This is a genomic window from Pseudoalteromonas sp. TB41, assembly GCF_000497975.1.
GTDB classification, from domain to species: Bacteria; Pseudomonadota; Gammaproteobacteria; order Enterobacterales; family Alteromonadaceae; genus Pseudoalteromonas; species Pseudoalteromonas tetraodonis.
Genome location: NZ_AUTH01000111.1, coordinates 19,735 through 35,516 on the forward strand (window position 1 = coordinate 19,735; position 15,782 = coordinate 35,516).

The following is a 15,782-nucleotide window of genomic DNA, read 5'->3' on the forward strand; positions in this document are numbered from 1 at the left end:
AAATAGCCGCTTATTGACTAAAAAATGGCTGCATTATTCAAAAAATAATGGTTCACGCTGTTTTTTGCCTACTTCGTTCATGGTGGCTGCGTCGAACAAACGGCCGTTGATCATGGTGTAATCAATTTTGTCTGAATCACGAATGTTTTTCAGTGGGTCGCCATCAATAACCATTAAATCTGCCAGTTTACCGACCTCTAATGAACCCACATTTTTATCTAGGCCTAAATATTTTGCCGGATCGAGTGTCGATGCTCTAATTGCTTCCAGTGGCGTCATGCCGCCTTGGGCAAACATCCACATTTCCCAATGCGCACCTAACCCCTCACGTTGGCCATGCGCACCCAAATTAACAAGTACACCTAAATCTTGTAACTCAGCCGCTACGCGAGCATTGTTAAAGTGATTATAGTGATGATCGGGTGCTTTAACTCGGCGCATTGAGCGCGGTAATAATTGGTTTTTAGGCACAAATTTACTTAAACGTGGATGATTCCATACGTCCGTTTTATCATACCAGTAGTTTTCACCCCAAATACCGCCATAGGCAACTACCAATGTAGGTGTGTAACCTACATCACTTTGTGACCATAGCTGCTTAATATCGTCATAAATATGTTCAACAGGAATTGAATGCTCAATGCCTGTATGGCCATCGACTACCATACTCAAGTTATGTTGTAATAATGACCCCCCTTCAGGGACTACCATCATTTCAAGCATTCGCCCTGCTTCTATAACTTGCTGACGCTGCTCTCTGCGCGGTTGGTTATAAGATTTAACACTAAACGCACCCACTTTTTTAAGGCGCTCTAAATGAAATTTAGCATCATCTAATGAATCAATATGCGAGGTATACCCAGGCATATTCGCGCCGTATAAGATAGTACCGGTAGAGAAAATACGCGGACCAACGATCATCCCCGCTTTTTGCATTTCACTCGCGGTAAATATTTCAGTGGTGTCGTTTGATGGGTCGTGAATAGTAGTAACACCCAGCGCAAGACCTGCTAAGTTTTTCCAGTTCTGCTGCGGGATAATTTCATCACTGGCTTGTGAGCCATGAGCATGGGCATCTACAATGCCAGGCATAATTGTTTTACCTGTTACATCAATGACCTTTGCCCCCTTAGGAATGCTCACACCGGCAGCAGTACCAATAGCTTTGATATGTTTGCCATCGGTAACAATAACGCCATTTTCAATGACCTTTTCACCCTCCATGGTAATAATTTTAGCGCCAGTTAATGCAATCATGCCCTGCGGTTCAGCCATTTTTTTACTAAAGCCTATGTTAGTACCGCTTTTTACTTTAACGTCTTTATCATCCGCTTTATTAATCGCAAACATACCCTCTAAACTGGCATGGTAAAGCTCAGGCCCCAGTGTCCAATACAGTTTATTGCTATTGGCACTCCAGCTAATGTTTTCACCGGCGCGTACAGATAGCTGCTCAATTGGAAATTGACTGTCTTTGGGCCCAATATTTATCGTTTTGCCGCGCTCTACAAATGGAGTAACAAATACTTTAAAGCGCTCAGCAAAAGCTAAATACTCACCATCTGGAGAGACTCTAAATTCAGTGGCGTGCTCTGACTCATACAGTTTACGTACTTTTTTACTTTCAAGCTCTACCACACTTAATGTCGGCTTAGGCCATGGGCTCATAATATAAACACGATCGTTGGCACTGCCAAACTGAGGTTGATAGCCACTTTTAGAAATGAGCTCACTTTTTCCGCCTTTAGCACTAACACTGTATACCCCAGGATGCAGTGACCACTTAGGGTTTAAAATGCTGCCGCCGCTGGCTTTACGATACACCACGGTTTTGCCATCTGGACTAAATGTTGGCTCTACGTATTTTCCCGGCTCTTGTGTAATAGTGTCGCCACGACCACTACGTGCAGAGACGACACGCACGGTGCCTTGTTCGTTATCATCCCACGTGGTGTAGACAATGTTTTTGCCATCACGAGAATACTGCGGGAATAACTCATAATGATCGGTTTGCTTAGTTAAGCGCTTTATTTTTCCTGATTCTAAATCGCGCTTGTAAATATAACCAAGCGCTTCAAAAAGTGCGGTTTCACCATCAGGGCTAATTTGCACATTACGCAGCATTTTTACATCAAACTCATCAGTGTCGATATTTTGAGTAAAACGCACTGCTTTTTGAATTTTTTTCGTGGTGTCTACTTTAAATGCAATATCGCTAACTGATTTATCATCGACATTGAGTTTATGAAGGGTGCCACCAGCCCAAAATACCAGCTCTTCGTTATCTGGGGTCCACGCAATAGTCGGATATACACCATGAATCGCCCACGTTTCTTGCATATCGCGCTCTAGTTTGTCGTATAGCTTAGTATGCTCACCACTGGTTAAATCATATAAGTACAGGCTGGTTTGAAAGTCATCACGCTTTATGTACGCTAGTTTTTTACCATCTGGCGACGGCGTCGGTCTTATTGCCCCGCCCATGCCACTTATAATGGTTTCTATGTCGCCTGTTTCACGGTCATAACGCTTAATTTTATAAATACCGGCAACAGAGTCTTTTGAATAATGAAAAGTTTTACCCGGGGTTGCATCATGCGAAAAATAAACATACCGACCATCCGGTGAAAACATGGGTTCACCTAAATCTTTTTGATCGTTTTCACGTTTAGTCAGTTGCACCCCTTTACCGCCGGCTTTGTGATAAAGCCAGACCTCACCTGCGCCTAGCGAGCGACTGGCGGTAAAATGCTTACGTGCAACTAAATAATCGCCATCAGGGCTCCACGCAGGGCTATTGAGTAATCTAAATGTTTCGTCAGTGACGGCGATTTGGTTTTCGCCGTTAACATCCATTATCCAAATATTGTCACCACCGCCTTGATCTGATGTAAAAGCAATGTGCTTGCCATCTGGGCTAAAGCGCGGCTGCATTTGCCATGCAATGTCTGAGGTTATTTTAGTCGCTTTACCACCACTCATTGGCATGGTGTAAATATCGCCCAGTAAATCAAATACTAAGGTTTCTCCGTCAGGACTTATATCGACATTCATCCATGTGCCTTGCTCTACACTAATAGATGCATCAACAAATTGCCCTTTAGGTGAATCAACTTGCCATTTTTTTTCATCCGTTTGCTCTGCGTGTGCGTGGCCTAATGCCAATGAAACCGATAACGCGAGTGCTGTTTGCAGCATTTTTTTCATGCTTATCTCACTTATTATTGTTGCTGTGTGTTGATCTATTACATGATTGCAACAAAAACGCCAGCAAGTTACCAGCGTAATAGGATGAAGTGCATAAAATTAGTGCCAAACAATAGGATCAAATTGATAAAAATCCACTAGCAAATGGTAAATTTCAGGGTCTTCACGGCGTAAATCGACAGGTTTCTCTAAGAATGTTTCGGTGATCACCGCAAAAAACTCAGCCTCATTGGTGGCTCCATAGCTATGTATTACATGCGGCATACTATAAGCAACATGTGTTTTTAACTGCGAAAACGCTCGACTAAATACTCGCTCCCATTGTTGGTATTTTGCCTGTGATGCAAGTAGTGGCGTGCCGGTGGTTTTACCGGTTTCTTGATCAAGTTGATGTGCAAATTCATGAAACACTAAGTTATGCCCATCACTGGGTAAGCGGTTGCCCTCAAGCACATCATGCCAGCTAAGCACCAATGTTCCCCCCGGCCACGATTCACCTTGCCTTACTGTATTATGAAAACTGACAAGGCCTGCGTTATCGCGGCTTGATTGGGGCGCGTAATACGCGCTGGGGTAGAGTAAAATTTCTTTTACGTTTTTATACAAAGGCCAAGGCTTGTTAAGCACCAGCAAGCAGGCATCGGCGGCAATAATGAGTTTCATTGCCTCCGTTAGTTGCAACCCATCGCAGCCAACAAAACGCTTTTCATTTAAAAACCACACAATATGGGATGCTAACTTGGCTCGCTCTGCATCGGTCATTTTGTTGTATATGGGCATAGCACGCAGTAACAATGTGTGTTGTTGCTCACTTAACAATAAATCACTGTATTTACGGTGCCAAACGGCATTTTGAATATCAGGCCAGCGCCAAAACATTATAATAAATACAATTAAAACAAAAATTAATAGCCCATTTATCATTGGGTCGTCCTAAATCAAACCATTTAGCTTTAACGCCAAAATACTGCGCCCGTATTATTAAAATAGTAATGGGTGCAGTGAGGCTGTTTTTCAATCACACCACTTCAGTTCGATTTCGGCCATTGTTTTTAGCTTTATACAAAGCTTGGTCAGCCCGTGATAATAATCGGTCATAATCATCAACATCACCAGAGTCGGAAACACCAAAGCTCACGGTTACGCTGAGGCCTTCTGCGATATTTGAAAAGTTTTTATTTTCAATACATTTACGTAACCTCTCGCACATTTCTTGTGCTTGCACTGCACTCGTATCAGGAAACACAAAAGTAAACTCTTCGCCGCCCCAGCGAGCTACCTCTTGCTCACCTTCGCAGTGCGCTTTAAGAATATTGGCGACTTCACATATAACCTGATCACCTATGAGGTGTGACCAACCATCGTTAATCCGTTTAAAGTGATCAATATCCATAATAGCGATAGCAAGTGATTTATTACATGCTTTAAAGTCTGAAAAGTTATCCGCCAGCCAGCCATCAAATGCGCGGCGATTCGGTAAATCGGTAAGCTGATCGTGTGTGGCTTGATAGGCAAAGGCACTGGCTTGCTCTTGCAGTGCTTGCGTTTGCTTCACCACTCGGCTGGTTAATTCCTTTTCAACTTGTTTATAACGATATAAGCGGTAGCGATAAGCGCTATATATCACCACCACAAAAAGAAAAAACATAAACAACTTAAAGCTTGTTTTTTGCCAAAAATGCGATTGAATTTCAAAGTTAACGACTTTGTGATTTTGTTGCCAATCAGTATTTGGATAGGCTGCACGTACAGCAAAAGAATACTTGCCCGCAGGTAAGTTAGTGTATTCAGCAGTCGCTATGTGTTGACGGTTGATCCATTCGTTATTAAAGCCTTCCAATTTTGTTTGAAAGTTTAATCGCTGCGGCATAATAAAGCTCAGTCCCGCGTATTGAAATGACAAGCGCGTCACCCCTGGTGGTAAAATAATAGTTTCACCGTCTATAGGTAAGGACGTTGGTTTACCATCAACAGAAAAGCTTTCAACAATCGTTGGTAACGCTATTTTAGTGGCTTCTTTTAAGCGTTCCAGTTTTACTGTACTCACCCCTTTTGCGGTAGCAAACCAAATTGTGCCATCTGAATGAGCGGTTGCAGAGGGGGTTGAACCGCCATTTGCTTGTGCACTGTGCATGCCATCAGCCTCATCGTATAATTGAAAGGCGAGCGTACCTCTATTGTTAGATTTTGAATCAAGCAGCTCATTTACCTGCTTATAATTGACTTCAATAATGCCACGGTTACTTGATAGCCAAAGTGAGTCTTTAAACGGCACAATTTGAAAAAGCTTATCGACCGGTAATCCTAGCTCTCGTCCTAAAATAGTCATATGCCCATTTGCATGCTGATAACGCAATAAACCTCTATCGGTCGCCATCCAAGTATATTTATCGTCAATATAAAAGCCAAACGCATATTGAGCCGAAAACGCTTTAGGGAACTGGATTGGTTGAAATTCCTCCGTATTGGTATTGTAAACCACCACGCCATTACCAGTTCCTATCCAAATGTTAGCGGCTTTATCCTCACTCAAAGCCAGAATAAAACCACTCGGCAACTCTCTCTCATTAGTAAATTGCACTAAACTGCCGTCGGTATTAACGCGTGTCAGCCCCATAGCCGAACCAATCCATAAACGATTTTTTGAATCAAAAAGTAAAGATCTTACTTCATTACTACCTAAGCCATTATCACGGTTTAAATAAGGTATGAGTTCGTTATTAACCACCTTCAACACACCTGAAGTGTATGTACCTACCCAAACATCACCTTGGCTTTGTTCAAGTAAGCTCAATACTGAATAAGGAGAGCCTTGCTTAGTGCCTTTAATATGGGTAATTTTATTGTTTTGCAGCCGATCTAAGCCAGTGCTTCCCCCTATCCATAAACTGCCATCAGAATGTGACAGGACCGTGCGGACATAATCGCTAGACAAACCTCGCTTTTTGCCCCACGATGAAAACGGCGCTTCTCTTAACCTAAATACACCAGCATTGGTGCCTACCCAAATACTATTTTCTCTGTCTTGTAACAAAGAAAGAATACGGTTGGCGGGTAAACCATTTTTAGCATCTAATTGCTCTAAACCATCGACGCTAAGCCTAAAAACACCTTTATTAATGGTGCCAAACCATAAATCACCATGGTTATCTTCTAATAAACTAGAAATCGACTCAGCACTAAGCTGTGGATGGGGTGACTCGAACACATTGCCATTTAATACTCGCGCACCTCTTTCACTACCAATAACAAGGCGTCCTTCACGGGTAATCAATAGAGTATATACAGGTGCATCTGGTAACCCTTGTTGTGGCGTCATCAAAGTGGGTTTGTAGTTGACTATTTTATACAGGCCATCACTGGTCGCCGCCCATATAACCCCCTTAGGGTCTTCAATGATTCGATACGCACTGACATTTTGTATTATTGGGATGTCTTGAGTGCTACTAGCTGAACGATAAAACACACCATCATTCTCAAGCGCTAGCCACAAGTTATCATTTTTACTTTTAAATATATGATTAACCATAGCTTGGGCAGGTGGTTGAGTGTCCCATTGTCGGTGCTGATATAAACTAATACCGCCGCGCGCTCCGGCTATGAGTAAGCCGCCATCGGATGTGGGGGTAAGCGCACGTACGCCTGAGTCAGGCAAATCGGTAATTTCTGAGCGGGTAAATAGTTTGAATTCTTGACCGTTAAAGCGGGCAAGCCCTTCCCAAGTACCTACCCATAAATAGCCATCTTGTGTTTGTGCAAGGCTATTAATGCTATTGTGAGGAAGGCCCGAACGGGTATTCCACGTTTCAAAAAAATAATCGCGCAACGGCAGGCGAGTCTGTTGCTGAGCATCAACAGTAAAAATCACCAACAAGAAGCATAAAATCACCAAGCGATTCATCAGACACTGCCTTTATAATTATTAGTTTTTATATTTGAGTAAATTCAAGGTGAAAATTTAATTAAAAAACATCACCAACAAATAATAACATAAGATTTACAACTTTTTCATTAAGTATTATCACTTAAACTATCAAATGTATGTTGTAATTGTTGAACGAACTTAGCCACATGTAGTCCATCTAGTAACGCATGATGAACATCAATGGAGAGTGGCATTTCTCCGGTATTAGGGTTGTATTGGCCGAACACAAATTTAGGAATGCCACAGCTTTGACCCTGGGTAAACGCATGCGAAAAGCTACTAAAGTTTAACCAAGGTAAAACAGAAACGTGAATTAAATCAGCTTGCCCTTCTGTTGCCGCAAAAGCATCAGAAAACAGCGGGTTTAATTTTGTGGTATCGCTAATAGCTTTCGCCTCACGGGAAAATTTATTTAACGACTCGTGTAATTTAAAATAACTAAAGCGAAACGACTCATCATCGGCAAGCTCGACTACACTTGCCCGCGTAGCACTTAAGTAACAAGGTTTTTGGTTAATAATGCGCAGCATCATCGGCTCATACTGATGACAGGCTTTTAATAAGCAATAAATATAACCATGATAAAAAGCAATATTAGCTTGTTTACAGGCGGTATATAACTTTTTCGCATTCAGTTGTACGCACACATTAAAATAAGGCTGAGTGAACTGCTGAAATAACTCAAAGTGTTGCTTTCGAGGCCATTGCTCAAAATCAAGAGGGGTAATAGAAAAATCAGTAGAGGACATAAAATATAGATAAAGTGTAAAACTAAATTTTACCGTGCTTTATCTATATTCGCATTAACTAAAATGACGCTTTGGGTGTAGTTATACCAAAGTCTTACATAAGGTATAAAAAAGGAGCGTATTTCGCTCCTATTTTAAACCGAGTGGAAACTTAAAGTCCGTTTTCAATAATTTCTTGTGCCAGTTCATCGGCAATTAAATGCGTTGATTTTTGCTCTTTTTCACTACGGGTAAAAATTTCACTAAGTGTATCGTAAATTCTTTCTACGTGTTTATTAGAAGCCTCTTTACTGTAACCCTCTGGTGCAGTTTCGTAATAAACGTTAATAATACCACCTGCATTTATTACATAATCAGGCGCATATAAAATACCTTTTTCACGTAAAATTTCACCATGGCGTGATTCAGCAAGTTGATTGTTTGCACAGCCCGCTACTATCGTTGCTTTTAAGCGTGGGATTGTTGTGTCATTAATAGTGGCACCTAATGCACAGGGTGCATAAACATCCACATCTAGGTCGTATATTTCATCAATACCAACTGCGGTTGCGCCAAAATCATTTACTACACGTTCTACTGCAGCTTGATTAATATCGGTAACAAATAACTCAGCACCAACTTCAGACAAATGTTTACATAATCCATAAGCTACTGCACCTAAACCTTGCACCGCAACTTTAATACCAGAAAAGTCTTGAATACCGCGTTGATGGTTAAGCGCTGCTTTCATACCTAAAAACGTACCATAGGCTGTAAACGGCGAAGGGTTACCACTTTTTCCTTCAAGGCCTAGCACGTAATTTGTTTCTTTGTTCATTAACGCCACATCATCACAGGTAATGTTTACATCTTCTGCTGAGTAGTAGCTACCGTTTAGTCGCTCTAACTGGCGACCAAATGCGCGAAATAACTGCTCTGATTTGATTTCTTTGGCATTACCAATAATAACCGATTTACCACCACCAAATGGCAAGCGTGCTACGGCATTTTTATAAGTCATCCCTTTTGATAAACGCAGCACATCATATACTGCGTCTTCATCGTTAGCATAATCCCACATTCTACAACCGCCTACCGCAGGGCCTAAGTTTGTGTTATGTACCGCAATAATGGCCTTCAAACCAGACGCTTTGTCTGAACAAAAAACCACTTGTTCATGGTTATCAAATTCAACTTGATTAAATACAACCACTTTAAATACTCCGAAAATAATGGGCCCTTTTGGGCAAGCACGCTACAAATTGTCGAGACTTTATCACTTCAGTTAATGGTTCGCCACACTATGAGTAGATAAACCAAATAAAGCGCGTCAAAGTGAAAAATAAAATGACTTATCGTTAAAAGTAAGCATAAAAATTCCAAAAATAACCATTTGATTAAGTATAAAAGCTAAAAACACCATCGCAATTAAAGCTTACGCTTACGTGAACGTCACCTTTCAGTTATTTGTAAACTTAACCATACAGTCTAAAAAAGTATACTACAGCTTAAAATACAGTGGCTTATACACTAATTGCCTACGCAGCATAAACTGGTCTGAGGTGTATAAGTCTTTGCAAATGTAAAAGTAAATAAAAAAGCGAGCACACAGTGCTCGCTTATATGATTGCTTTTTAAGTAAAAATTTACTTCATTTTGCTGTCTAGCTCTTCAATTTTTGCTTTCCAAATAGCAGGGCCTTGGGTGTGAGCATTTGCTCCTTCACTGTCTACGGCAACTGTTACTGGCATATCTTCTACTTCAAATTCGTAGATAGCTTCCATACCTAAATCTTCAAAGGCAACAACACGTGCTTTTTTAATAGCTTTAGATACTAAGTATGCCGCACCGCCTACCGCCATCAAATACACTGACTGGTGCTTTTTAATAGATTCAACCGTTGCTGGGCCTCGTTCAGCTTTACCAATCATTCCCACGATGCCGGTTTTTTCTAACATCATATCGGTAAATTTATCCATACGAGTTGCCGTTGTAGGACCCGCTGGACCTACTGCTTCATCGCCTACTGCATCCACAGGGCCAACGTAGTAAATAAACTTGTTATCAAAATCAACACCTTCAGGTAAACCTTCCCCTGAGTTGATCATATCCTGAAGACGTTTATGAGCAGCATCTCGACCCGTTAAAATAGTACCTGAGAGTAAAACGGTTTCACCCATTTTCCATTCTTTAGTGTCTTCTTTAGTAAGAGTATCTAAATTAACACGGCGTGTGCCCTCACCCACTTCGAAAGTCACTTCTGGCCAATCTTCTAATTTAGGTGCTTTTAAATCCGCAGGGCCTGAACCATCAAGGGTAAAGTGAACGTGGCGCGTAGCAGCACAATTTGGGATCATAACCACTGGCTTTGAAGCCGCGTGAGTTGGCGCCGTTTTAATTTTAATATCAACAACCGTGGTTAAACCGCCAAGGCCTTGCGCACCAATACCTAATTTATTCGCACGTTCAAAGATTTCTAAACGCAGCTTTTCTTCTGTTGTTTCTGCGCCGCGCTCAATTAGTTCATGAATATCAACCGGATCCATTAATGACTCTTTGGCCATTACCGCTGCTTTTTCTGCCGTGCCACCAATACCTATGCCTAGCATGCCTGGTGGACACCAACCCGCACCCATTGTTGGTAGCGTTTTTTCTACCCACTCAGCCACATCGTCAGATGGGTTTAACATCACCATTTTACTTTTGTTTTCTGAGCCGCCGCCCTTAGCAGCGACCATCACTTCGACTTTATCGCCTGCAACTAAGTCAATGTGAACCACTGATGGCGTATTATCTTTAGTGTTTTTACGTGTTCCCGCAGGGTCGGCAACAATCGATGCACGTAAAGGGTTATCTGGATTTAAGTACGCACGACGCGTTCCCTCATCAACCATTTGTTGTACTGTTAAGTCGGTTTTATCCCAATTAACATCCATCCCTACTTTTACGAAACAAGTGATGATCCCGGTATCTTGACACAGTGGGCGCTTACCTTCTGCCGACATACGCGAGTTAATTAAAATTTGCGCAATCGCATCTTTAGCGGCTTTACTTTGTTCTTTGTTATACGCTTTCTCTAGTGCTTGAACAAAATCAAGAGGATGGTAAAACGAGATGTATTGCAAGGCATCTTCAATGCTATCAATAAAGTCTTGCTGACGAATTGTACTCATAGTGGTTCCTTAAGTTGTTGTTACTCACGCAGCACGTAAGCGATATCAAACCCGTGACGGTGGTTCGAACTGTTTTCAACTACAGCGCTCACTAAACGCTGCCAAATAAATTTGACTTATGATACCCTCCCAGCCCGTTTGGAGCCAGTTCTTATAGGGGTAGTAAATGCTAAACAATAAAAAAAATTGTGTTGAATTAGCCATATCACAAAATTGTATTGAGGTATTTTCGCATTTTGCTCATTTGCCTTACGCCATTTTATTAGATTCGGGTGATAGTGATCACATAAACAGTCGTTTTGACATTATTGCGATTGACCCCCAGAGCACCCTTGAAGTCGAAAATAATCAAAGCGTTTTTAATAACCAGCCAAACATAAAAAGCTGCTTTGAAATAATGAATAATGAACTGGCAAAGTTAGACAGCACTAAAGCTGCCAACAACTTACCTTTTAATGGTGGCTGGCTGGGTTATTTTGGCTATGACTTAGGCCGTACTATAGAGCAACTACCAAGCAGCGCTTTACACGACATAAATTTACCGCAAATGGCGGTTGGACTTTACCTCGATGCACTGATTTACGATAAGCAACTGCGTAAGTGGTTTTATGTTTCGCAGCCCAATGTAGACCGCCTTTGGCTATATCAGCAATATTTAACGCAACCACCTAAACATGAAAGCTTTTCGCTTACATCACCGTGGCAGTCAAATATGAGTCAGACTAGCTATAGCGAAAACTTTGCCGCGATTGAAGAATACCTAAAAAGTGGTGATTGCTATCAAATTAACTTAGCGCAGCGTTTTAGCGCACATTACCAAGGCTCGCCTTGGAGCGCCTATGTTAAATTAACTCAGGCTAATAAAGCGCCTTTTTCTAGTTTTATTAATCATCCTCAGGGCGCTATTTTGTCAATCTCACCCGAGCGTTTTATTGCAGTACACGACAATAAAGTAGAAACAAAACCCATTAAAGGGACTTTACCTCGCAAAGCAGATGCCCTTGAGGATGCAAAACAAGCGACCTTGCTGGCAAATTCGAGTAAAGACCGCGCCGAAAATGTCATGATAGTGGACCTGCTGCGAAATGATTTAGGAAAAGTCGCTAAACCGGGCTCGGTTATTGTGCCCTCATTATTTGCTATTGAAAGTTTTCCGGCGGTACACCATTTAGTGAGTACGGTCACCTCAACCCTTGATGAGGGAAAAACAGCGGTTGATCAACTGGAAGCTGCGTTTCCCGGTGGTTCAATTACAGGCGCACCAAAAGTCCGTGCCATGGAAATAATAGAAGAACTAGAGCCACATAGACGTAGCATTTATTGTGGCTCTATTGGTTACATTAGTGGCTGCGGCAATATGGATACCAGTATTACTATTCGAACTTTAGTCACACATCAACAACAAATATATTGTTGGGCTGGGGGTGGTATTGTTGCTGATTCAAAAGTCGAATTGGAATATCAAGAAACTTACGATAAAGTAAATAAAATACTTCCTATATTAAATGAAGGTCGCTTTGAATAGTGAAACCATTTCGGCTCGTTTTCAATTAAACCGCAGTTTAGCCGTGGATCAGCTCAAAGATAATAAAAAAAAGCGCGCAAGCGCAGTAATGCTGCCATTGATTGATATAGATAACGAAGCACATGTTTTATTGTGTAAGCGGCCAACCTATTTACATCACCACCCTGGGGAGATTTGTTTACCGGGTGGTAAATTTGAAATTAATGATGTTAACCTGCGCACCACCGCACTGCGTGAATTACATGAAGAGCTTAATATTGCCCCGCAAAATGTCCATGTTTTAGGTCAGTTACCTGAATATTCAACCCTGACCGGATTTACTATACGCCCCTTTGTAGGCTTAATTAAAAAAGAAACAGTGTGGGAAAACGACCACAACGAAGTGCAAGCTAGCTTTTTACTCTCTATAAAAGCGCTGAATAACGCGGCTAACTGGCAACCTTTGCCATTTGAACGAGGTGGAAAAATCATTACCTTAAATGGCTTTATCACCCCACACGGGCTTTTGTGGGGTGCCACAGCCAGCATTATTAAAAACTTTACAAAACAACTCGCCATACCAGTTTAAATCTTTGCTAATAAGGGTTACACACCTGCATTTCCACGTTATTATAGTCGACCGTTCAAAGAACAGCTTAATGCTGAGAAAACTAAGTAGAGACACACATTATGATCAGTGCATTTGACATGTTTAGCATTGGTATTGGCCCCTCATCGTCACATACCGTCGGCCCAATGCGTGCATCACGCTTATTTGTTAATGACCTAAACGAACAACAACTATTAGCAAATGTAACCGATGTAAAAGTAGAGCTTTACGGCTCACTGGGGCAAACAGGTGTTGGTCATGGTTCGGGAAAAGCAGTGATCCTTGGCCTAGCCGGTTATGACCCTGAAACCATTGATGCCGATTTAGTGGATGACATACTCGCTAAAATTGAAAAAGAACAGGTTATTTACCTGAACCAAACTCACAAAGCTAAATTCCCTAAGCAGGGCGCGATTGTTTTTCATCGCAGAAAGACACTCCCTAAACATTCCAACGCAATGGAAATTATTGCCTATAACAATGGCGAAAAAGTATATAGCAAAGTTTACTACTCTATTGGTGGCGGATTTATTGTTACGGATGAAGAGTTTGAAAAAGAAAAACAAGCCGCTTTAGATATCCGTGAAGAAAACCCAGCCCCGTTCCCGTTTAGCTCGGCTAAAGAATTACTCGAAATGTGTAAAGAGTCGGGTTACAGCGTATCAACGTTAATGATGAAAAACGAAAAAACGTTACGCAGTGAAGAAGCCATTAAAGATGAGCTATTTAATATTTGGCAAGTAATGAAAGCCTGTATTGAGCGAGGTATGCGCACCGAAGGTATTTTACCTGGCGGATTAAAAGTAAAACGCCGTGCGCCAAGCTTATATTTAAAGCTTAATGTAGAAGTCAGTAACGATCCGCTGCGCGCCATGGACTGGGTTGATTTATTCGCATTAGCTGTAAACGAAGAAAATGCAGCCGGAGGACGTGTAGTAACTGCCCCCACAAATGGCGCAGCCGGAATTTTACCTGCAGTATTAATGTATTATCATACTTTTATTAAAGAAGTAGACCGTGATATTGCTACCCGCTACTTATTAACTGCCGCTGCAATAGGCATTTTATATAAAAAGAATGCCTCTATTTCTGGTGCTGAAGTGGGTTGCCAAGGCGAAGTCGGTGTTGCTTGTTCAATGGCCGCAGGCGCACTTACTGAAATTGTTGGTGGTAACGTTGTACACGTAGAAAATGCCGCTGAAATTGGTATGGAACATAACTTAGGGTTAACCTGTGACCCTGTTGGCGGCTTAGTGCAAGTCCCCTGTATTGAACGTAATGCAATGGGCGCTATTAAAGCAATTAATGCTTCTCGTCTTGCTATTCGCGGTAGTGGAGAACAAAAAGTATCGCTGGATAAAGTAATAAAAACCATGCTCGATACGGGTAACGATATGAAAACAAAATACAAAGAAACCGCTCGCGGTGGACTGGCCGTTAATATTATCGAGTGCTAATTAACCTGAACTCTGGTTAAGAGATTTACTAACATATTGAATCAAAATGATATTTATGTTTATTTTCTCTAGCTAGAGATTTTTAGTGAAAACAAGGCGAAATTACGCGTCAATAGCTAGCCTATTGCAAGTAAATTCAACGCAGTTAGCGCTGAAAATAGCTGCTTAAGATGGATTTATTATCCACAGTTCAGGTTAATTAACCTGAGCTGCACATAAGAAATGGAACTAAATGCCCTTGCGGTGATCAGATCTTTCGACCATGAAACATAAGATTACCGAGGCAAGGGCATGAATAACTTAGATGCAATTTACGTAGATGTCGATGATTTTTGTTTATTGTTTGAACCTCAGTGGCTTACACACCTAATAGAATCAGGTGAGAAGCAACGCATTAAGCCGTCTCGACTATCCTCTAGCGAAGTGATGACTATATTAATTGCCTTTCATCAATCAGGTTATCGCGACTTTAAAACTTACTACACCAAATTTGTTTGTCAGTATTGGCGACATTATTTTCCTGATTTACTCAGTTATACACGTATGTTGAAGTTACTTCAGGCCACGTTACCTGCTCTGTGTAGCTATCTGAAGCAGCGCTTTGATAAACCAACAGGCATTGCATTTATCGATTCTACTTCTCTCAAGGTGTGTCACAACATGCGTATTCCTCGCCACCAAGTTTTCGCGGGAAAAGCCAAGCGGGGTAAAGGAACAATGGGCTGGTTTTATGGGTTTAAACTTCACCTCATCATGAATGATGAAGGTGGTTTATTAGCAGTAAAAGTGACAGCTGGGAATGTTGATGATAGACAGCCGGTGTTAGATATGGTCGATAATGTTACAGGTAGTTTATACGCTGATAAAGGTTATGTATCTGCAAACCTAAAAGCGGAACTTGCTGAGCAAGGCATTGATTTTATTACAGGTCAACGAAGTAATATGAAACGTCAGCCAATATCATCTTGGGATAGAGCGATGTTATCAAAGCGTTTTATCATTGAAACAGTTTTCGACCAACTGAAAAATATGGCTCAAATAGACCATACAAGGCACCGCAGCTGCATCTCATTTATGGTTAATTTAATGGCTGGATTAATTGCCTATACCTTTCAGACTAAAAAGCCGAGTATTAAAGTGACTCGGCTTTAATTCTTATGCAGATCTGAGGTTAATTA

Annotated in this window: 10 protein-coding genes; 4 read left to right on the forward strand and 6 right to left on the reverse strand. The window is 41.4% G+C overall.

Translation table 11 applies throughout. The annotated features are described in order from the left end of the window. Positions 1-33: 33 nt before the first annotated feature. The 6 genes from L641_RS0120470 to L641_RS0120500 form a co-directional block, all read right to left on the reverse strand. A complete protein-coding gene (locus tag L641_RS0120470) occupies positions 34-3,207 on the reverse strand; it encodes an amidohydrolase family protein (RefSeq protein WP_024602979.1) in 3,174 nt (1,057 codons plus the stop codon). A gap of 99 nt (positions 3,208-3,306) precedes the next feature. Beyond that, positions 3,307-4,131, reverse strand: a complete 825-nt coding sequence (locus tag L641_RS0120475) for a M90 family metallopeptidase (protein WP_024602980.1) — start codon at positions 4,129-4,131, stop codon at positions 3,307-3,309. A 94-nt stretch (positions 4,132-4,225) separates the two neighbouring features. Next, complete coding sequence (locus L641_RS0120480) at positions 4,226-7,108, reverse strand: ligand-binding sensor domain-containing diguanylate cyclase (RefSeq protein WP_024602981.1); 2,883 nt, start codon at positions 7,106-7,108, stop codon at positions 4,226-4,228. Between the two features lie 110 nt (positions 7,109-7,218). After that, the gene (locus L641_RS0120485; protein WP_024602982.1) at positions 7,219-7,881 is read right to left on the reverse strand and encodes a CatA-like O-acetyltransferase; all 663 of its coding nucleotides are present in this window, start codon (positions 7,879-7,881) and stop codon (positions 7,219-7,221) included. A 151-nt stretch (positions 7,882-8,032) separates the two neighbouring features. Next, positions 8,033-9,073, reverse strand: coding sequence for a Glu/Leu/Phe/Val dehydrogenase (locus L641_RS0120490; RefSeq protein WP_024602983.1), 1,041 nt, complete (start codon positions 9,071-9,073; stop codon positions 8,033-8,035). A 433-nt stretch (positions 9,074-9,506) separates the two neighbouring features. Further along, complete coding sequence (locus L641_RS0120500; protein WP_024602984.1) at positions 9,507-11,033, reverse strand: fumarate hydratase; 1,527 nt, start codon at positions 11,031-11,033, stop codon at positions 9,507-9,509. A gap of 166 nt (positions 11,034-11,199) precedes the next feature. Between L641_RS0120500 and pabB the strand changes: the two genes are divergently transcribed. From pabB to L641_RS0120520, 4 genes are all read left to right on the forward strand, one after another. After that, positions 11,200-12,558: an aminodeoxychorismate synthase component I gene (gene pabB / locus L641_RS0120505; protein ID WP_024602985.1), complete on the forward strand. Its 1,359-nt coding sequence runs from the start codon at positions 11,200-11,202 to the stop codon at positions 12,556-12,558. Further along, positions 12,551-13,126, forward strand: coding sequence for a CoA pyrophosphatase (locus tag L641_RS0120510; RefSeq protein ID WP_024602986.1), 576 nt, complete (start codon positions 12,551-12,553; stop codon positions 13,124-13,126). The genes pabB and L641_RS0120510 overlap by 8 nt, the downstream gene beginning before the upstream one ends. A gap of 101 nt (positions 13,127-13,227) precedes the next feature. Beyond that, positions 13,228-14,604 (forward strand): L-serine ammonia-lyase, encoded by a 1,377-nt coding sequence (locus L641_RS0120515; protein ID WP_024602987.1) that lies wholly within the window; start codon positions 13,228-13,230, stop codon positions 14,602-14,604. A 291-nt stretch (positions 14,605-14,895) separates the two neighbouring features. After that, on the forward strand, positions 14,896-15,756 hold the full coding sequence (locus L641_RS0120520) for an IS982 family transposase (protein WP_024601142.1): 861 nt from the start codon (positions 14,896-14,898) through the stop codon (positions 15,754-15,756). The last annotated feature ends 26 nt before the right edge of the window (positions 15,757-15,782 follow it).

Coding starts and splice junctions, on each gene's coding strand:
- L641_RS0120520 (WP_024601142.1), top strand. CDS start 14,896: ATGAATAACTTAGATGCAATTTACGTAGATGTCGATGATTTTTGTTTA.
- L641_RS0120515 (WP_024602987.1), top strand. CDS start 13,228: ATGATCAGTGCATTTGACATGTTTAGCATTGGTATTGGCCCCTCATCG.
- pabB (WP_024602985.1), top strand. CDS start 11,200: ATGCTAAACAATAAAAAAAATTGTGTTGAATTAGCCATATCACAAAAT.
- L641_RS0120480 (WP_024602981.1), bottom strand. CDS start 7,108: ATGAATCGCTTGGTGATTTTATGCTTCTTGTTGGTGATTTTTACTGTT.
- L641_RS0120475 (WP_024602980.1), bottom strand. CDS start 4,131: ATGATAAATGGGCTATTAATTTTTGTTTTAATTGTATTTATTATAATG.
- L641_RS0120470 (WP_024602979.1), bottom strand. CDS start 3,207: ATGAAAAAAATGCTGCAAACAGCACTCGCGTTATCGGTTTCATTGGCA.
- L641_RS0120485 (WP_024602982.1), bottom strand. CDS start 7,881: ATGTCCTCTACTGATTTTTCTATTACCCCTCTTGATTTTGAGCAATGG.
- L641_RS0120500 (WP_024602984.1), bottom strand. CDS start 11,033: ATGAGTACAATTCGTCAGCAAGACTTTATTGATAGCATTGAAGATGCC.